The 18,783-nt window shown below is 72.3% G+C and carries 15 protein-coding genes; 11 read left to right on the plus strand and 4 right to left on the minus strand.

Annotation, left to right across the window (positions count from 1 at the left end; genetic code table 11):
- Positions 1-66 precede the first annotated feature (66 nt).
- The 6 genes from BKK79_RS10325 (at position 67) to BKK79_RS10350 (ending at position 6,829) form a co-directional block, all read left to right on the plus strand.
- The gene (locus BKK79_RS10325; RefSeq protein WP_071037644.1) at positions 67-1,497 is read left to right on the plus strand and encodes an aspartate aminotransferase family protein; all 1,431 of its coding nucleotides are present in this window, start codon (positions 67-69) and stop codon (positions 1,495-1,497) included.
- Between the two features lie 50 nt (positions 1,498-1,547).
- On the plus strand, positions 1,548-2,480 hold the full coding sequence (locus tag BKK79_RS10330) for a DMT family transporter (RefSeq protein WP_084084888.1): 933 nt from the start codon (positions 1,548-1,550) through the stop codon (positions 2,478-2,480).
- 2 nt (positions 2,481-2,482) lie between these two features.
- Positions 2,483-3,208: a GntR family transcriptional regulator gene (locus tag BKK79_RS10335; RefSeq protein ID WP_071037645.1), complete on the plus strand. Its 726-nt coding sequence runs from the start codon at positions 2,483-2,485 to the stop codon at positions 3,206-3,208.
- Positions 3,205-4,233: a histone deacetylase family protein gene (locus tag BKK79_RS10340; RefSeq protein ID WP_071037646.1), complete on the plus strand. Its 1,029-nt coding sequence runs from the start codon at positions 3,205-3,207 to the stop codon at positions 4,231-4,233. The genes BKK79_RS10335 and BKK79_RS10340 overlap by 4 nt, the downstream gene beginning before the upstream one ends.
- Positions 4,234-4,295: 62 nt before the next feature.
- Positions 4,296-5,375 (plus strand): phosphotransferase, encoded by a 1,080-nt coding sequence (locus BKK79_RS10345; RefSeq protein WP_071037647.1) that lies wholly within the window; start codon positions 4,296-4,298, stop codon positions 5,373-5,375.
- 206 nt (positions 5,376-5,581) lie between these two features.
- A complete protein-coding gene (locus BKK79_RS10350) occupies positions 5,582-6,829 on the plus strand; it encodes an aspartate aminotransferase family protein (protein ID WP_071038498.1) in 1,248 nt (415 codons plus the stop codon).
- Positions 6,830-6,859: 30 nt separating this feature from the next.
- On the opposite strand, the gene BKK79_RS10355 is transcribed toward BKK79_RS10350, so the two are convergent.
- Both BKK79_RS10355 and BKK79_RS10360 read right to left on the minus strand, forming a co-directional pair.
- Positions 6,860-7,201: a nucleotide pyrophosphohydrolase gene (locus BKK79_RS10355; protein ID WP_071037648.1), complete on the minus strand. Its 342-nt coding sequence runs from the start codon at positions 7,199-7,201 to the stop codon at positions 6,860-6,862.
- A 219-nt stretch (positions 7,202-7,420) separates the two neighbouring features.
- Positions 7,421-8,251, minus strand: a complete 831-nt coding sequence (locus BKK79_RS10360) for an AraC family transcriptional regulator (RefSeq protein ID WP_071010627.1) — start codon at positions 8,249-8,251, stop codon at positions 7,421-7,423.
- Positions 8,252-8,385: 134 nt separating this feature from the next.
- On the opposite strand from BKK79_RS10360, the gene BKK79_RS10365 reads away from it, so the two are divergent.
- From BKK79_RS10365 to BKK79_RS10380, 4 genes are all read left to right on the plus strand, one after another.
- A complete protein-coding gene (locus tag BKK79_RS10365) occupies positions 8,386-9,264 on the plus strand; it encodes an NAD(P)-dependent oxidoreductase (RefSeq protein WP_071010626.1) in 879 nt (292 codons plus the stop codon).
- Positions 9,265-9,489: 225 nt separating this feature from the next.
- The gene (locus BKK79_RS10370) at positions 9,490-11,157 is read left to right on the plus strand and encodes an efflux transporter outer membrane subunit (protein WP_071037649.1); all 1,668 of its coding nucleotides are present in this window, start codon (positions 9,490-9,492) and stop codon (positions 11,155-11,157) included.
- On the plus strand, positions 11,154-12,320 hold the full coding sequence (locus tag BKK79_RS10375; RefSeq protein WP_071037650.1) for an efflux RND transporter periplasmic adaptor subunit: 1,167 nt from the start codon (positions 11,154-11,156) through the stop codon (positions 12,318-12,320). Before BKK79_RS10370 ends, BKK79_RS10375 begins: the two co-directional genes overlap by 4 nt.
- An 81-nt stretch (positions 12,321-12,401) precedes the next feature.
- Positions 12,402-15,503 (plus strand): efflux RND transporter permease subunit, encoded by a 3,102-nt coding sequence (locus BKK79_RS10380; protein ID WP_071010623.1) that lies wholly within the window; start codon positions 12,402-12,404, stop codon positions 15,501-15,503.
- Between the two features lie 275 nt (positions 15,504-15,778).
- On the opposite strand, the gene BKK79_RS10385 is transcribed toward BKK79_RS10380, so the two are convergent.
- Together BKK79_RS10385 and BKK79_RS10390 are read right to left on the minus strand one after the other, a co-directional pair.
- Positions 15,779-16,540 (minus strand): hypothetical protein, encoded by a 762-nt coding sequence (locus BKK79_RS10385; protein WP_071037651.1) that lies wholly within the window; start codon positions 16,538-16,540, stop codon positions 15,779-15,781.
- A 125-nt stretch (positions 16,541-16,665) separates the two neighbouring features.
- Positions 16,666-17,574, minus strand: coding sequence for a LysR family transcriptional regulator (locus BKK79_RS10390; protein ID WP_071010621.1), 909 nt, complete (start codon positions 17,572-17,574; stop codon positions 16,666-16,668).
- A gap of 177 nt (positions 17,575-17,751) precedes the next feature.
- Here BKK79_RS10390 and BKK79_RS10395 point away from each other — a divergent pair, with 177 nt between their 5' ends.
- Positions 17,752-18,771, plus strand: a complete 1,020-nt coding sequence (locus BKK79_RS10395) for a zinc-dependent alcohol dehydrogenase family protein (protein ID WP_071037652.1) — start codon at positions 17,752-17,754, stop codon at positions 18,769-18,771.
- Positions 18,772-18,783: the final 12 nt, after the last annotated feature.

The raw sequence follows: 18,783 nt of genomic DNA on the forward strand, positions 1-18,783 counted from the left end.
TGACGCCTGACGCCTGAGGACCACCAACCGCGATCCGCGATGCCAACCACAAGGAGACCCGCCAGCATGGACACCGCCCCCGACCAACGTGCCGACCAACGCGCCGACCGACATGCCAGCCTCGCCGCCGGCGACATCGCCGCCCACCTGCATCCCTTCACCAACCTGGCGGCGCACCCCGAGGTGGGCCCGCTGGTGATCACGCGCGGCGACGGCATCTTCGTCGAAGACGACCAGGGCCGGCGCTACCTGGAGGGCATGTCCGGGCTGTGGTGCAGCGCGCTCGGCTTCAGCCACGCGCGCGTCATCGAGGCCGGCGTGCGCGCGCTGCGCACGCTGCCCTACTACCACACCTTCAACCACCGCTCGAACCCGGCCGCCATCGAGCTGGCGCAGGCGCTGCTGGCGCTGGCGCCGGTACCGATGTCCAAGGTGTTCTTCGCCAACTCCGGTTCGGAAGCCAACGACAGCGCCGTCAAGCTGGTCTGGTACTACCACAACGCGAGCGGCCGCCCGGCCAAGAAGAAGATCATCTCGCGCCGGCGCGCCTACCACGGCGTGACGGTGGCGGCCGCCAGCCTGAGCGGCCTGCCCGCCAACCACCAGGACTTCGACCTGCCGATCGCGCGCATCCTGCACGTGGGCTGCCCGCACCACTACCGGGAAGCCGGCCCCGGCGAGAGCGAGGAAGCCTTCGCCACGCGCCTGGCCGAGGAGCTGGAGGCGCGCATCCTCGCCGAAGGCCCCGACACCGTCGGCGCCTTCATCGCCGAGCCGGTGATGGGCGCGGGCGGCGTGATCGTGCCGCCCGCCACCTACTTCGACAAGATCCAGGCCGTGCTGCGCCGCCACGACGTGCTGCTGATCGCCGACGAGGTGATCTGCGGCTTCGGCCGCACCGGCGCCATGTTCGGCTCGACCACCTTCGGCCTGCGCCCCGACATCCTCACCTGCGCCAAGGCACTGTCCTCCGGCTACCAGCCGATCTCGGCGGTGATGGTCAGCGCGCGCGTGCACGAAGCCATCGCCGCCAACAGCGGGCGCCTCGGCACCTTCGGCCACGGCTTCACCTATTCGGGCCATCCGGTGGCCACCGCGGTGGCGCTGGAGACGCTGCGCGTCTATGCCGACGAGAACATCCTGGCGCACGTGGCCGAGGTGGCGCCGCGCTTCCAGCAGGGCCTGCGCGCGCTGGCGCAGCGGCCCTGGGTGGGCGAGGTGCGCGGCATCGGCCTGATCGGCGCGGTGGAGCTGGTGGCGGACCGCGCCAGCGGACGGCCCTTCCCGCCGGCCGCCAAGGTCGGCGCGCGCCTGGCCCGGCTCGCGCAGGAAGAGGGCCTGATCGTGCGCGCCATGGGCGACGCCATCGCCTTCTGCCCGCCGCTGATCATCACCGCCGCGCAGATCGACGACATGCTGGCGCGCTTCGGGCGCGCGCTGGACCGGCTCGAGGCCACCCTCGCCGGGGAGGCAGCGGCCAGCGGAGCCGCGGCGTGAAGCCCGACGCGAGCCTGCACGGCGGCGCGGTCCCGCTGGCGGCGGGCGCTGTGACGGGCGCTGTGGCGGGTGCCGCCGCGCCAGCGCCCGCGCTGACGGCGGCGCAGGCCGCGGCGCGGCGCCGCCAGGGCATCGCGCTGTTCTTCTGCGCGCTGCTGGCCTTCGCCAGCTACGACGCCTTCTGCAAATGGATGCTGCGCACGCACGCCGCCACCCTGATGAACCTGACGCGCTACCTGGCCGTCAGCGCCATCGCCCTGGCCTGGCTGCTGCGCAGCGGCATGCCGCCGCTGCGCGCGATTCCCTGCAAGGGGCTGCTGCTGGCGCGCGGCACCGCGCTGGCCATCGTCGCCACCTGCTTCATGGCGGCGCTGCTGTGGATGCCGCTGGCCGAGGCCACCGCGATCTACTTCACCGCGCCGCTGATCATGGTGGCGCTGTCGCCCTGGCTGCTCGGCGAGCGCGTGCGGCCGGCGCAGTGGGTGGCGGTGCTGGCCGGCTTCGTCGGCATGCTGCTGATCGTGCGTCCCGGCAGCGACCTGCCGGCGCTGGGCACGCTGCTGATGGCGGTGTCGGCGGTCTGCTACGCCGTCTTCCAGCTGCTCACGCGGCGCCTGGCCGCGCAGGTGGAGGCGCCGGTGCTGTACGCTTCCACCGCGCTGGCCTGCCTGGTGCTGACCGGCGTGCCGGCGCTGGCGCTGCTGCCCGAGCCGCTGCCGCCCTGGCCCGAGCTGGCGCTGATGTTCGCCGGCGGCCTGTGCAGCGGCGCGGCACAATTGCTGCTGCTGGCGGCCTTCCGCCGCGTCGCGGCCGCCACGCTGGCGCCGCTGAACTACTTTCAACTGCTGCTCGCGGTGCTCCTCAGCAGCTTCGTCTTCCAGCGCCCGCCCGATGCCATCGCGCTCGCGGGCATCGCCCTGATCATGCTATCCGGCGGCTTCCTGGCTTGGCGCAGCACGCTGGCACCGCGCCGAGAGGATTGACGATGTCTACCGCAACGCTTGACGACCTGCCCGCCTTCTCCTCGATCGAGGTGTCCGACCTGGTGGCCGCCGTCGAGGCCCAGCTCACCCAGGCCATCGTGGAGGGCCGCCTGCCGCCCGGCAGCCGCATCGTCGAGGCCGAGATCGCGCGCCGCATGAACGTCAGCCGCGCGCCGGTGCGCGAGGCCGCGCGCCGGCTGGAGCGCCAGGGCGTGCTGGTGGCGCGCCCGCGCCACGGCTTCGCGGTGCGCACCATCACCACGCGCGAGATCGACGACCTGTTCCAGCTGCGCCTGAACCTGGAGCTGATGGCGGTGTCGCTGGCCTGCCGCCAGGCCTCCGACGCCGGCCTGGCGCGCCTGATGCAGATGGTCGACGAGATGGTGCGCGACGCCGACTCGCTGCCCCAGTCCGAGCGCGTGGCGCGCGACCTGGGCTTCCACACCTACCTGTGCGAGCTGTCCGGCAACGCCTACCTGCACCGCGTGTTCGTCAACATGCAGACCGAGATCCGCATGGTGGTGGCGCTGATCGACCGCGTCTACGCCGATCCGCGCGTGGTGGCCGAGACCCACCGCCCGATCGCGCGCGCGGTCGGGCTGCGCGACGAACAGGCCGCGGCCGCCGCCCTGCGCTTCCATATCGAGGATGCACACACCCATTTGCGCGCTGTGTTCATGCAGAAGCAGGGCACGGCACCGATCCCCCCCAAGGAGCCCGCCCCATGAAAGTCGTCTACAGCGACCAGCATCTCGACCACGATCCGCGCCAGTTCCTGGTGCGCGGCCGCCTCAAGCGCAGCAACGAACAGCCCGAGCGCGCGCAGCGGCTGCTCGCCGCGGTGAAGGCCGACGGCCACGCCGTGGTGGCGCCGGCGGCCTACGGCGCCGGACCGCGCGCCGCCGTGCACACGCCCGAGTACCTGCGCTTCCTGGAAACGGCGTACGCACGCTGGCAGGAACTGGGCGACGCCTCCGAAGAGGTGCTGCCCAACATCCACCCCTTCCCCGGCCAGCCCTTCACCTACCCCGACAGCATCGTCGGCCAGGCCGGCTACCACATGGGCGACGCGGCCTGCTCGATCGGGCCCGCCACCTGGCGTGCGGCCACCGCCTCGGCCGAGGTCGCCACCCATGCCGCGCAACTGGTCGCCGACGGCGAGCGCGCCGTCTACGCGCTGTGCCGCCCGCCCGGCCACCACGCTTACGTCGACCGCGCCAACGGCTTCTGCTACCTGAACAACGTCGCCATCGCCGCGCAGCACCTGCGCCAGTGGCACGCACGCGTGGCCATCCTCGACATCGACATGCACCACGGCAATGGCACCCAGGGCATCTTCTACCGCCGCGCCGACGTGCTGACCATCTCGCTGCACGGCGATCCGCGCCTGTTCACGCCCTTCTTCACCGGACACGCCCACGAGAAGGGCGAGGGCGACGGCCTGGGCTACAACCTCAACCTGCCGCTGGCGCGCGGCACCGGCGACGAGGCCTACCTGGCCGCGCTGCGCGGCGCCTGCGACACGCTGCGCGCCTTCGCGCCGGGCGCGCTGGTGGTGGCGCTCGGGCTCGACGCCCACGAACGCGACCCCTACCAGGCCCTGGCGGTGACCACGCCGGGCTTCGCCCGCATCACGGCGGAGATCGCCCGGCTCGGCCTGCCCACGGTGCTGGTGCAGGAAGGCGGCTACCTGTCCGACGATCTCGGCCCCAACCTGTCGAGCGCGCTGCGCGGCTTCGAGGGGGCGGCATGAGTGCGCGGGCAGAGGTGGCAGAGGCGGCGGGACCGGCGGCGCGGCCACCTGGCGCGGCAGGCATGGCAGGCACGGCGGCCGGTACCGCGGTGCTGAGCGACACCGTGCGCAAGGTGCCGCTCGAATGGGCGCAGACGCTGGCCGCCTGGCACTACGGGCTGACCGGACGCCTGAGCGTGCTGAGCGGCGAGCGCGACAGCAACTTCCTGCTCGAGGCCGATGCCGGCCACGGCGGCCCAGGCGGAACGCGTGCGCGCCGCTTCATGCTGAAGATCTCGCACCCGGCGGAGTCCGCGCTGGTGGCCGACTTCCAGACCCAGGCGCTGCTGCATGTCGCCGCCACCGACCCGCTGCTGCCGGTGCAGCGCATCGAGCCCACCGTCGACGGGCGCGCCTCGCTGCAGGCCACCGCGCCCGACGGCACCGCGCGCGTGGTGCGGCTGTTCAGCTACCTGGACGGCGAGCCGCTGCCCAAGGCCGCACGCAGCCCCGCCCAGGCGCGCGCGCTGGCGCGCACGCTGGCGCGGCTGGACCTGGCGCTGCGCGAGCTGCGCCACCCCGCCGGCGAACTCGCGCTGCCGTGGGACATCCAGCGCGCCGACGAAGTGCGCGCGCTGCTCGAACACGTGGCGGATCCGCAGCGGCGCGCCATGGCGCTGCGCGTGCTCGACCGCTTCAGCATGCGCGTCAAGCCGCTGCAGCCGACACTGCGGCGCCAGCCCATCCACAACGACCTCAACCTGTACAACGTGCTGGTGGACCCCGCCGACCACGCGCGCATCGCCGGCATCCTCGATTTCGGCGACATGGTGCACGCGCCCCTGGTCAACGACCTGGCGGTGGCGGCGGCCTACCAGGTCGACCCCGCGGGCGACACGCTGGGCGCGCTGGCCGATTTCGTCGGCGCCTACCACGAGGTGCTGCCGCTCACCGCCGACGAGGTCGCGGTGCTGTTCGACCTGCTGCAGGCGCGCCTGGTGATGGTGGTGGCCATCAGCGGCTGGCGCGCCGCGCGCGAGCCGGCCAACGCGGCCTACCTGATGCGCAACAACGCCATCTCCTGGCAGCGGCTGGAGGCCTGCACGGCGATCGCCCCGGGCCAGGCGGCCAGCGTGCTGGCGCGCCGCTGCGAGCTGGCATGAGCGGCGCCCCAGCGGCGCCGGTCCGGATACAGCGGACGCAACCGTCCGGTGAAACGAAGCGAGCCACGGAAACCATGCAAGCCATGCCAACCCTCCACGCAAGCGCAGCAAGCCAAGCCAACGAAGCCAGCGAAGCCGACGAAGCCAACGAAGCCAACGAAGCCAACGAAGCCAACGAAGCCAACGAAGCGGCCGGGACGCAGGCCATGCTGGCGCGCCGCGCGCGCCTGCTCGGCCCCGCCTACCGGCTGTTCTACCAGGAGCCGCTGCACCTGGTGCGCGGCGAAGGCGTGTGGCTGGTCGACGCGCACGGGCGGCGCTATCTCGACGCCTACAACAACGTCGCCGCGGTCGGCCACTGCCATCCGCACGTGGTCGCAGCCATCGCGCGCCAGGCCGCCACGCTCAACACGCACACGCGCTACCTGCACGACGGTATCCTCGACTACGCCGAGCGCCTGCTCGGCACCATGCCGGCCGCGCTCGGCCACCTGATGCTGACCTGCACCGGCAGCGAAGCCAACGACCTGGCGCTGCGCATCGCCGCCGCCCACACCGGCGGCAACGGCCTGGTCATCACCCGCTTCGCCTATCACGGCGTCACCGCCGCGCTGGCCGAGGCCTCGCCCTCGCTGGGCACGCAGGTGCGGCTGGGCAGCCATGTGCGCACCGTGCCCGCGCCCGATCCGCGCCTGCCGCCGGAGCAGGTCGGCCCGGCCTTCGCGCGCGGCGTGCGCGCCGCCATCGCCGAGCTGCAGGCGAGCGGCCTGCGTCCCGCCGCCCTGCTGGTCGACACGGTCTTCTCCAGCGACGGCATCCTGACCGACCCGCCCGGCTTCCTGGCCGAAGCCGTCGACGCCATGCGCGCGGCCGGCGGCCTCTTCATCGCCGACGAGGTGCAGCCCGGCCTGGGCCGTACCGGCGAAGCGATGTGGGGCTTCCTGCGCCACGGCGTGGTGCCCGACCTGGTGACCATGGGCAAGCCGATGGGCAACGGCCATCCGCTCGCCGGCGTGGCGGTGCGGCCCGAAGTGATGGCCGCCTTCGGCAGCCAGTGCCGCTACTTCAACACCTTCGGCGGCAACCCGGTGGCGGTGGCGGCCGGCATGGCGGTGCTGGATGTGATCGAAGGAGAAGGACTGATGGCCAACGCCCTGCGCGTCGGCGCCTACCTGCGCGCGCGGCTGGACGACCTGGCGCGCCTGCACCCGGCCATCGGCGACGTGCGCGGAGCGGGCCTGTTCACCGGCGTCGAACTGCTCGGCACCGATGCCGCGCGCGCACCGGATAGCGCGGCCGCCGCGCGCGTGGTCAATGCCATGCGCCGGCGCGGCGTGCTGGTCAGCAGCGCCGGCGAGCACGGCAACGTGCTGAAGATCCGGCCGCCGCTGGTGTTCGGCGAAGCGCACGCCGACCTGCTGGTGGAAGCGCTGGCGGCCGCGCTGGAAGCTTGAAAGGCACGAGCGCGGGCCGCACCTCCCGGCCTACTCGCCGCCGGGGGCGGGGGCGGGGGCGGGGTATTTGCGCGCGTTGCGCTCCATCTTGGCCCGCACCGCCGCGTCCAGGTCCACCCCCAGCGCGGTCACCAGCTGCGCCAGGTAGATCGTGATGTCGGCCAGCTCCTGCTCCACATGCTCGCGCTCGGCGCCGGCCATCACCTCGCGCGATTCGTCCTCGGTCTGCCACTGGAAGATCTCGACCAGCTCGGCCACCTCGACGGACAAGGCCATGGCCAGGTTCTTGGGACTGTGATACTTGCCCCAGCCACGCGCCTCGCCGAAGGCGGCGGCGGCTTGCTGGAGGTTGCGGAGATCGATCAGGGACATGGCGACAAGCGCCCCGGCGGGCGCGCAAGACAACGGTTCGGGGCGTATTGAAGCATGGTTTGCGGTGGACGGGGCAAGGCGGTGGTGGCGCGATGGTCTGCGCGGCTGGCGGGCGCCTGCCCTCTCCCCCGGCCCCTCTCCCGCAGGCGGGAGAGGGGAGCAAACCAGCGCGGCGCGAATCCTGTCGTGCTGATCGAAGCCAACAGAGCCACCATCACCCTACCCCCGCCCCGACAGCGCCGCCGCCCACGCCGCCGGCGTCAGCCCATAGGCGCGCTTGAAGTGCCGCGTCATATGACTCTGGTCGGCAAATCCCGCTTCCAGCGCGGCAGCCCCGGCGGGGGTGCCGGCGGCCAGCAGGCGCCGCACCAGGTCGAGCTGGCGCTGGGTGCGGAAGCGGCCGGGGCTGGTGCCGAACAGGGCGCGGAACTGGCGCGCGAGGGTCCAGCGGTCGAGCCCGCTGGCGCGCTCCAGCGTCTCCATCGCATGGCGTTCGGCCGGGGTCGCGGCGATCAGTTCGCGCACGCGCTGGACGGCATCGAGCGCGCGCGCGCCCGGCCGCAGGGGCGTGCCGCCGGAGGCGGCCACCAGCAGGTTGGCCACCGCCACCGCGATCTCCACGCGCGCCAGCGCGTCGATCTCGCCGTCGAGATCCCAGACCCCGCTGGAGAAGCCTTCCGGCAGCAGCGCGCCGCCCACCACCGGCGCGCGCACGAAGGGCAGCGGGCGGCCGCCCAGCGCCTGCTGGACCAGGCCCGGATCGACGTAGACGATGCGGTAGCCGAAGCCCGCCTCGGTGCCGGCGCCGCCGTCGTGCAGTTCATCGGGGTGCAGGATGTGGCATTGCCCCGGCAGGCAGACGCGGCGCTCGCCGCGGTAGCGGAAGGTCTGCACGCCGGCCGTGGTGACGCCGATGGCATAGGTGTCGTGGCGGTGCGGCGCGAAGGCCTGCCCGTGGAAGAAGGCTTCGGCGCGCTCGATGCCGGCGCCGCCGCGGCCCATGCGGATGCGGTTGCCGCCCGCGCCGGGCGGCCGTGCACAATCGTTCAAGACACCTCCTCCAAGCCGGCCTAAAGTGGTCCTCGACGGTCTGCCCGCCGCGGCTGCCCAGCATAGCGCCAATCCACGGCGCAAGCATGCGGGCAGGCGGCGCCGGGCCCGGCCCATCCAAGGAGACGACAGACATGGCAATCGGATTCATCGGCCTGGGCGTGATGGGGCAGCCCATGGCGCTCAACCTGGCACGCGCGGGCACGCCGCTGGTGGTGTGGAACCGCAGCGCCGACAAGTGCGCGCCGCTGCGCGAGGCCGGCGCCACGGTGGCGGAGGACTGCGCGGCAGTGTTCCGCCAGGCACCCATCGTGATCCTGATGCTCGCCAACGACGCGGCGATGGATGCGGCGCTGGGCCGCGCCACGCCCGCCTTCGCCGCGCGCGTGGCCGGCCGCCTGGTGGTCAATATGGGCACCACCTCGGCGCAGTACTCGCGCGCGCTCGGCGACGACATCCGCGCCGCCGGCGGCCGCTACGTGGAGGCACCGGTGTCCGGCTCGCGCAAGCCGGCCGAGGCCGGCCAGCTGGTCGCGATGGTGGCGGGCGAGGCCGGCGACGTGGCCGAGGTGCTGCCGCTGCTGCGCCCGATGTGCCACCAGGTGGTGGAATGCGGCGCGGTGCCCTCGGCGCTGCTGATGAAGCTGGCCGTCAACCTGTTCCTGATCACCATGGTCACCGGCCTGGCCGAGGCCTCGCATTTCGCCCGCCGCCACGGCCTCGACATGGCACGCTGGCAGGCCGTGCTGGATGCCGGCCCGATGGCCAGCGCCGTGTCGCGCATCAAGGCCGCCAAGCTGGTGGCCGAGGACTTCGAGGTGCAGGCCGCGATCCCCGACGTGCTGAAGAACAACCGGCTGGTGGCCGAGGCCGCGCGCGCCGCCGGCATCGCCTCGCCGCTGCTGGACGTGTGCCATGCACTCTACGGCGAGACGCTGGCGCTGGGCCTGGCGCAGGCCGACATGGTGGCCGTGGTGCGCGCCATCGAGGCGCGCACCGATGCCGGCGCCTGAAGGCAGCGCACCGCGCACGGGGAACCGCATGCGCCACACGGAGACACTGGACCGATGCCGTGTGCCGCTGGCAACGCTCCGCTGCGCTGGGCAGCGTGCCGGATGCGGCGCAATCCGTCCGATGAGTGACTTGAGCTAACCCGGGCCGCCAAATTGCGCTAGGCTTGCCGAACGCAGTGTCTTTCACGGCCCGCTTCGCGGCATGCCGTGGCGGGGGGCAAGCGGATGGACGACGTGCCGGGTGTTGTCGTCTGCCGGCGGTTCGGGCAGCGCACAGGGAAGGCTGCGGTGATCGGTGCGGCGGGCATCTTGCTGGCAGCCTGCGCCGTGGGGCCCGACTACCATTCGCCGGCACCGCCCGCGGGTGACCGCGTCACCCCGCAACCCCTGCCCGCCCGCACCGTGGCCACGCCCGGCATGGCGGGCGATGCCGGTGCCGCGCAGCGCTTCGTCGCCGCCGAGGCCATCCCCGGCGACTGGTGGTCGCTGTTCCGCAGCGCCCCGCTCGACGCCCTGATCCGCGACGCCCTCGCCAACAGCCCCAACCTCGATGCCGCGCGCGCCGCGCTGCGCCAGGCGCGCGAGAACTACCGCGCCACCGCCGGCGGCAAGCTGCTGCCGGGCGTGGACGGCCAGCTCGGCGCGCAGCGCTCGCGCGTGTCCGGGCTGAGCTTCGGCGTGCCCGGCGCCAGCGAGGAGTTCACGCTCTACAACGCCTCGGTCAACGTCTCCTACACGCTCGACCTGTTCGGCGGCACGCGGCGCGAGCTGGAGGGACTGCGCGCGCGGATCGACTACCAGCAGTACCAGTGGCAGGCCGCCTACCTGGCGCTGACCGCCAACCTCGTCACCGCCGCCGTCAGGGAGGCCTCGCTGCGCGCGCAGATCGACGCCACGCTGCAGATCGCCGCCGACCAGCAGCAGCAGCTCGACCTGCTGGAACGGCAGTTCGCGCTGGGCGGCGTCAACCAGGCCGCGGTGCTGGCGCAGCGCACCACGCTGGCGCAGACGCGGGCGACCCTGCCGCCGCTGCGCCAGGCGCTGGAGCAGACCCGCCACCAGCTCGCCGTGCTGGCCGGCAGGCCGCCCAGCGACGACACGCTGCCGCGCTTCGCGCTGGCCGACTTCTCGCTGCCGCGCGACCTGCCGGCCAGCCTGCCGTCCGAGCTGGTGCGGCAGCGGCCCGACATCCTCGCCGCCGACGCGCTGCTGCACCAGGCCAGCGCCAATGTGGGGGTGGCCACCGCCGCGCTCTATCCCAAGCTCACGCTGACCGGCAGCTACGGCGCCGAGGCCCTGACGCCGGCCGGCCTGTTCCGCTCGGCCAACACCGTGTGGAGCCTGGGCGCCGGCGTGCTGCAGCCGCTCTTCCACGGCGGCCAGCTCAGCGCGCAGCGGCGCGCGGCCCAGGCCGCCTTCGAGCAGGCCGACGCCCAGTACCGCCAGACCGTGCTGCTGGCCTTCCAGAACGTGGCCGACACGCTGCGCGCGCTCGACAACGACGCGCACGCGCTGGCGGCCCAGGCGGACGCCGCCGCCGCCGCGCAGGCCTCGCTGGAACTGAGCCGGCAGCAGTACCGGCTGGGCGCGGTCAGCTACCTGACCCTGCTCGACGCGCAGCGCCAGTACCAGCAGACGGTGCTGAGCCTGGTGCAGGCGCAGGCGGCCCGCTACGCCGATACCGCCGCGCTCTACCAGGCCGTGGGCGGCGGCTGGTGGAATGCCCGCCAGGACCCGGACGTACGGCCGCCCGCCACCGTGCCGGCGCCGGAGGCCGCACCGGAGGCCGCCCAGCTGGCAACACCGCGGGCGACGGCCGCCGGCAGCGCCCCCGCGACGGCAGCGGCCATATCCGCCAGATCGGCCGGCCCGGCCGTGGAGACCAGGCAATGAAGAAACGGATGGCGATCATGCTGCTCGGCGTCGGCCTGCTGCTGGCGGCGCTGGTCGGCTTCAACCTGTTCAAGGCGTATATGTTCAAGAAGTTCATGGCGGGCAACGCGGCGCCGCCGGCCACCGTCAGCGCCACGCGCGCGAGCTACCAGGTGTGGCAGCCGCAGTTGTCGGCGGTGGGCAGCCTGCGCGCGGTGCGCGGCGTCGACGTCACCACCGAGATCGCCGGCCTGGTGCGCCAGGTCCACTTCACCTCGGGCGCGCAGGCACGCGCCGGCCAGGTGCTGGTGCAGCTCAACGCCGATGCCGACGTGGCGCAGCTGCAGGCGCTGCAGGCCGCCGCCGAGCTGGCGCAGACGGTCTACGACCGCGACAAGGCCCAGTACGACATCAAGGTGATCGCCAAGGCCACGCTGGACGCCGACGCCGCCGATCTCAAGAGCAAGCGCGCCCAGGTCGCGCAGCAGGCCGCCACGGTGGCCAAGAAGACTATCCGCGCGCCCTTCGACGGCAAGCTGGGCATCACCACCCTGAACCCCGGCCAGTACCTGAACCCCGGCGACGCCATCGTCACGCTGCAGGCCATCGACCCCATCTACGCCGACTTCACGCTGCCGCAGCAGGACATCGGCCAGCTCGCCGTGGGACAGGCCGTGCGCGCCGAAAGCAATGCCTGGCCGGGCCTGCCCTTCCCCGGCAGGATCACATCGATCAATCCCAAGGTCGACACCGCCACCCGCAACGTGCAGGTGGAGGCGCTGCTCGACAACCACGACGGCCGCCTGCTGCCCGGCATGTACGCCACCGTGCGCATCGACGTGGGCACGCCGCAGCGCCGCCTGACACTGCCGCAGACCGCCATCACCTACAACCCCTACGGCGCCACCATCTTCGTCGTGCAGCCGGCGCCCGCGCCCAGGCCCGGCGAAGCGCCGCCGCCCGCGCCCGGCGGCAAGCCCGCCGCGCCAATGCCGGTGGCGCAGCAGGTGTTCGTCACCGTCGGTCCCACGCGTGGCGACCAGGTCGCCATCGAGAAAGGCGTGGCCGAGGGCACCCAGGTGGTCACCAGCGGCCAGCTCAAGCTGAAGAACGGCACGCGCCTGGTGATCGACAACTCGGTGCGGCCGGCGGACGCGCCCAACCCGGCGCCGCAGGAACAGTAGGCGCGGCCGCGCGCGCCGACCGCCACACCGCCACACCGCCATACCGCCACACCATTACATCGTCATAGCGAGCGTGCCGCGATGAACCTCACCGACCTCTTCATCAAGCGCCCCGTGCTGGCCTCGGTGGTCAGCCTGCTGATCCTCGTGCTGGGCCTGCGCTCGCTGGCGAGCCTGCCGGTCAGCCAGTATCCGCACACCGAGAACGCGGTGGTCACCATCACCACCGCCTACTACGGCGCCAACGCCGAGACGGTGGCCGGCTTCATCACGCAGCCGCTGGAGGCCGCCATCGCGCAGGCGCAGGGCATCGACTACATGTCGTCGGCCAGCACCACCGGCATCTCCACCATCACCTGCACGCTGCGCCTGAACTACGACGCCAACCGCGCGCTGACCGAGATCAGCACGCAGATCAGCTCGGTGCGCAACCAGCTGCCGCCGCAGGCGCAGCAGCCCGTCATCACGGTGCAGGTGGGGCAGACCACCGACACCATGTACATGGGCTTCTACAGCGACGTGCTGCCCGGCAACAGCGTCACCGACTACCTGCTGCGCGTGGTCAAGCCGCGCCTGGATTCGGTCGAAGGCGTGCAGACCGCCGAGATCCTCGGCGCGCGCCAGTTCGCGCTGCGCGCCTGGCTCGACCCGCAACGGCTGGCCGCCTACGGCGTCACCGCGGCCGACGTCTACACCGCGCTGAGCAACAACAACTACCTGGCCGCGCTGGGCAACACCAAGGGCCAGATGGTCAGCGTGGACATCACCAGCAACACCGACCTGCACAGCGTCGACGAATTCAAGCAGCTGGTGGTGAAGTCGAAGAACGGCGCGCTGGTGCGGCTGCAGGACGTGGCCACCGTGGTGCTGGGCGCCGACAACTACAACTTCAGCGTGGCCTTCAGCGGCAAGCGCTCGGTCTTCATCGGCATCAAGACCGCGCCGCAGGCCAATGTGCTCGACGTGGCCGCGCGCGTGCGCAGGATCTTCCCCTCGATCCAGGCGCAGCTGCCCACCGGCCTGACCGGCAAGATCGTCTACGACGCCACCGAGTTCGTCACCACCTCGATCCACGAAGTGATCAAGACGCTGGTGGAAGCGCTGCTGATCGTCACGCTGGTGATCTTCCTGTTCCTGGGCAGCCTGCGCGCGGTGGCCATCCCGGTGATCGCCATGCCGCTGTCGCTGGTCGGCACCTTCTTCGTGATGCTGGCGCTGGGCTACTCGATCAACCTGCTGACGCTGCTGGCGCTGGTGCTGGCCATCGGCCTGGTGGTGGACGACGCCATCATCGTGGTGGAGAACGTCGACCGCCACATGAAGGTGGAAGGCCGCCCGCCGCTGGAGGCCGCGCTGATCGCGGCGCGCGAGCTGGGCGGCCCCATCCTGGCGATGACGGTGGTGCTGGTGGCGGTGTACGTGCCGATCGGCTTCCAGGGCGGGCTGACCGGCGCGCTGTTCACCGAGTTCGCCTTCACGCTGGCCGGCGCGGTGGCGGTCTCCGGCGTGGTGGCGCTGACGCTGTCGCCGATGATGTGCGCGCGCTTCTTCAGCGCCGAGCAGGAGTCCGGCACCTTCGTGCAGTTCATCGACCGCCAGTTCGACCGCGTGCACCACGGCTACCGGCGCATGCTCTCCAGCCTGCTCGACACCTGGGTGGTGCTGGTGGTGATGGGCGCGCTGCTGCTGGCCGGCACGGTCTACCTGTTCATGACCTCCAAGACGGAACTGGCGCCGCAGGAAGACCAGGGCCTGGTGCTGTCGCAGATACAAGGCCCGCCGAACGCCACCATCCAGCAGATGCAGACCTATGCCGACCAGGTCTTCGCGCTGTCCAAGGATCTTCCCGAGTATGCGCAGATGTTCCAGCTCACCGGCACGCCCACGCTCAACCAGGGCATCGGCGGCGTGCTGCTGACACCCTGGGACAAGCGCAGCCGCGGCGCGCTCGAACTGCAGCAGGTGCTGCAGCAGAAGTGGAACGGCATCGCCGGCGCGCGCGTGGCGGCCTTCCAGTTCCCGCCGCTGCCCGGCTCGCAGGGCCTGCCGATCCAGTTCGTCATCAACACCACCGAGCCCTTCCAGAACCTGAACGAGGTCTCGCAGGCGGTGCTGGCCAAGGCGCGCGCCAGCGGCATGTTCTTCTTCGTCGACAGCGACCTCAAGCTCGACAAGCCGCAGAGCACGGTGGTGGTCGACCGCGACAAGGTCGGCTCGCTGGGCCTGACCCAGGCCGATGTCGGCGCCACGCTGACCGCCGCGCTCGGCGGCGGCTACGTCAACTACTTTTCCATCGCCGGCCGCTCGTACAAGGTGATCCCGCAGGTGCTGCAGGTCGACCGCCTGAACCCGTCGCAGATCCTCGACTACTACATCAACACGCCCGGCGCCGGCGTGGTGCCGGCCAGCACCGTGGCCCGGCTCGAGCACAAGGTGGTGCCGGAGTCGATCAACCACTTCCAGCAGCTCAATTCCGCCACCATCTCCGGCGTGCCGGTGCCCGGCGCCACCGAGGGCGAGGTGCTGGCCGCGCTGCGCCAGATGACGGTGGAAGCGGCGCCGGGCGGCTACTCGATCGACTATGCCGGGCCGTCGCGCCAGTTCGCGCAGGAGTCCGGCGGCTTCGTCATCACGCTGCTGTTCGCCACCATCATCGTGTTCCTGGTGCTGGCCGCGCAGTTCGAAAGCTTCCGCGACCCGGTGGTGATCCTGGTCTCGGTGCCGATGGCGCTGTTCGGCGCGCTGATCTTCATCAACCTGGGGCTGGCCACGCTGAACATCTACACCCAGGTCGGGCTGGTCACGCTGATGGGACTGATCAGCAAGCACGGCATCCTCATCGTGCAGTTCGCCAACGAACTGCAGCGCGCCGGCCAGAGCAAGCGCGAAGCGCTCGAACACGCCGCCTCGGTACGCCTGCGCCCGATCCTGATGACCACCTTCGCCATGGTGCTCGGCGTGGCCCCGCTGGTGTTCGCCTCCGGCGCCGGCGCCGCCGGCCGCCACGCGATGGGGCTGGTGATCTTCACCGGGCTGTCGATCGGCACGCTGTTCACGCTGTTCGTGGTGCCGGCGATGTATATGTTCCTGGCCGCCGACCACCACCACGAAGCCCGCCGCGCCGGCGCCATCGGCGAAGACGCCACGGAGGCCGCGCAAACGCAGACGCCGGCCGTGCCGTGAACGTGCCGCGCGGCGGCCCGCGCACCGCGCTGGTTTTCTCCCCTCTCCCGCCTGCGGGAGAGGGGCCGGGGGTGAGGGCAGGCGCTGGCAGGCCGTGGCGGGTGGGATCACACCATCGGCTTCGTTTCTTGGCTCGCGTGCTGGATCACACCAAGGGCTTCGCTGGATGTGCCACCTTGCTAAACCACCCCTCACCCCCGCCGTCTCCGCATGCGGGGAGAGGGAGCCAAGACCTCGTGCTTGGCGCTCGGTGTTGGTGGCTCTGGTGGCTCCGCTCAGCGCATCAGGTCCGGCCAGGGAAACGCCACCACCAGGTCCACGCGGCAGGTGGCCGGCGGCGCTGGCGTCAGGCGCAGCCGGCGCGGCGACAGGCCCGGATGGTTGCGCAACACGTCCAGCGCGCTGTCGGGCCCGGCCGCGCACAGCCACGCCGGCTTGGCATAGCCGTCCAGCAGGGCGCCGGCATCGGTACGGATGCGATCGGCCAGTTGCGCGGCATCTTCCGCCTCGCGCTGCAGCAGGATGCAACTGGCGTCGAGCGCGGCCAGTTCGCGCAGCAGGTGCAGCCGCTGGCGCGCGGCGCCTGCGGGCGCGGCCTCGCCGAGGGTGGCGCGCACCAGGATCATCATGGCGTCGGCCAGGCTGCGCGCGCCGGCCAGTACCCAGCAGCCGGCCCGCACCATGGGCAGGTGCGAGGCCTGCCCCAGCACCAGCGCCAGTTCGAGGCGTCCCGCCGTGCGTGCGCGGCGCATGGCATCGACCGGCCCCATCGCGCTCCATGCCGCGCCCGCCGCGCCCGCCAGGCGCGCGGCATCGACCAGGTGCACCATCGCGTCGGAGCGCGTGCGTGCCCGCTCGGCCAGCTGCCACTCCAGCGCGCCGTCGAGCGCCGGCCAATCGGCCAGCACGCCCAGCGTCTCCGCTTCCGAGAAGCCCCAGCGCTGGACCGCCATGCGCGCGGGCCGCGACGGCTCGTGCGGCGCCGGCTCGGCATGTCCGTGCCGGGCGGCGGCAAGGATGAGGTCGTTGTATGCCATGGCCGGCTCTCCTGTGGTCCGTCGCAGGCCGGTCCGCAGCGCACAGCGGCCTTCCGCCTGCCCGGCTTCCACCATAGCACCCGGATCCGGCGCAACGCTACCTCGCGGTGGCGGTTACCGCCCGTTCAGGCATGGGCCAGGCGCCGCGGCAGTTCCTCGACCAGGGCGTCGATGGCCACGCGCACGCGCAGCGGCAGGCGGCGCGAATGCGGCCACAGCGCGTGGATATCGGCCGGCACCACGGCATCGTCGCCGCTCACCAGCGCCAGCCGGCCGTCGCGCAAGGCGGGCGCGACCAGCCAGCAGGGCAGCCAGGCCAGCCCCGCGCCGGCGATCGCCGCGTCGGCGATGGCCTGCAGGTCGTCGAAGCGCAGCCGGCTGGCGATGCGCGACTCGACCGGCGCGCCATCCTCCCCGCGCAGCAGCCACGGCATCGGCCGCCCGGCCCGCACGTAGGCAATGCCGGCGTGGCCGTCCAGGTCTGCCACGCTGCGCGGGTGCCCGTGGCGGGCCAGGTAGGCCGGCGCGGCGCAGATGCTCATGTGCTGCACCCCCAGGCGCCGCGCCGCCAGCGCAGTGGTATCGGGCAGCGGCCCGACCCGCACCGCCAGGTCGAAGCCATCCTCCACCAGGTCGACGATGCGGTCCGAGAAGCAGACCTCCACCTCCAGCGCGGGATGGCGCTGCGCCAGCGCCTGCAGCACCGGCGCCACGCAGTGCCGCCCGAACAGGACCGGCACGCTGACGCGCAGCCGGCCGGACGGCTCGCAGCGCCCGCTTTCGAAGCCGGCCTCGGCCGCCGCCAGTTCGGCCAGCGCGCGCACGCAGTGCTCGTAGTAGGACTGGCCGTCGTCGGTCAGGCTCTGGCGCCGCGTGGTGCGGTGGAACAGGCGCACGCCCAGGCGCTGCTCGAGGCGGGCGACCTGCTTGCCCACCGCCGAGCGCGTCACGCCGAGGCGCTGCGCCGCCACGGCGAAGCTGCCGGCCTCCGCCACCGCGACGAAGACTCCCACCCCATCCAGCTTGTCATTCATGGATTGCATCTTCTATGGAACCGATTGGCAGAAAAAATCTATCCAATGCATCGTACAGCGCTCCGATATCGTAGCAACAGATCGACGGCAGGCGCACGTCCCGATGGCATCCCGATGTCATCCCGATGCCATCCCGATGACGTCCCGCCCGGCCGCAAACCCACCCTGGAGCGCCCCATGAAGGCCTATCGACTCACCCCCGGCGCCGGCCTGTCCGGCCTGGAACGCATCGACCTGCCCACCCCGCAGCCCGGCCCGCACGAGGTCGTGGTGCGCATGCGTGCCGCCGCCCTCAACTACCGCGACCTGATGTTCGCGCGCGGCAACTACCTGAACCGGGGGTGGGAGCCGCTGGTCCCGCTGGGCGACGGTGCCGGCGAGGTGGTCGCCACGGGTGCGGCCGTGACCCGCTTCCGTCCCGGCGACCGCGTCATCCACAGCTATTTCCCCGGCTGGATCGACGGCGAGCCCGACCCGGCCAAGACCGCGGGCTCCTTCGGCACGCACTTCCATGGCACGCTGGCCGGGGCCTTCGTCGTGCCCGAACAGGCGCTGGTGGCCATGCCCGCGCACCTGGACTATGCCGAGGCCGCCACGCTGTCCTGCGCCGGCACCACGGCCTGGAACGCCCTGTTCGCCGCCGGCGGGCTGCAGCCCGGCGCCAGCGTGCTGCTGCTGGGCACCGGCGGGGTCTCCATCCTGGCCCTGCAGATCGCCAAGGCGGCCGGGCTGCGCACCGTGCTGACCTCCTCCAGCGACGACAAGCTGGCGCGCGCCCGCGCACTCGGCGCCGACGCCACCATCAACTACCGCACCACGCCCGACTGGCAGCACGAGGTGCTGCGCCTGACCGGTGGCCGCGGCGTCGACCTGACACTCGAAGTCGGCGGCGAAGGCACCTTCGCGCGTTCGCTGGCGGCCACGCGCCTGGGCGGCACAGTGGCGCTGATCGGCGGCGTCAGCGGCTTCGGTGAGACCACCATCGCGCCGCTGGCGCTGATCGGCGGCGCCAAGCGCATCGCCGGCATCCTGGTCGGCAGCCGCGCCATGCTCGAGGCGCTGGCCCGCTTCGTCGAAGTGAACCGCATCCGCCCGGTGGTGGACCGCGTGTTCGCCTTCGACGCCGCCGCCGAAGCCTATGCCCACCTGGAGGCGGGGCGGCATTTCGGCAAGGTGGTGGTGCAGGGCGTGGAGTAGCCCGGCGGGTCG

This window comes from Cupriavidus sp. USMAA2-4 (genome assembly GCF_001854305.1).
In the GTDB taxonomy this organism is placed as follows: Bacteria; Pseudomonadota; Gammaproteobacteria; order Burkholderiales; family Burkholderiaceae; genus Cupriavidus; species Cupriavidus malaysiensis.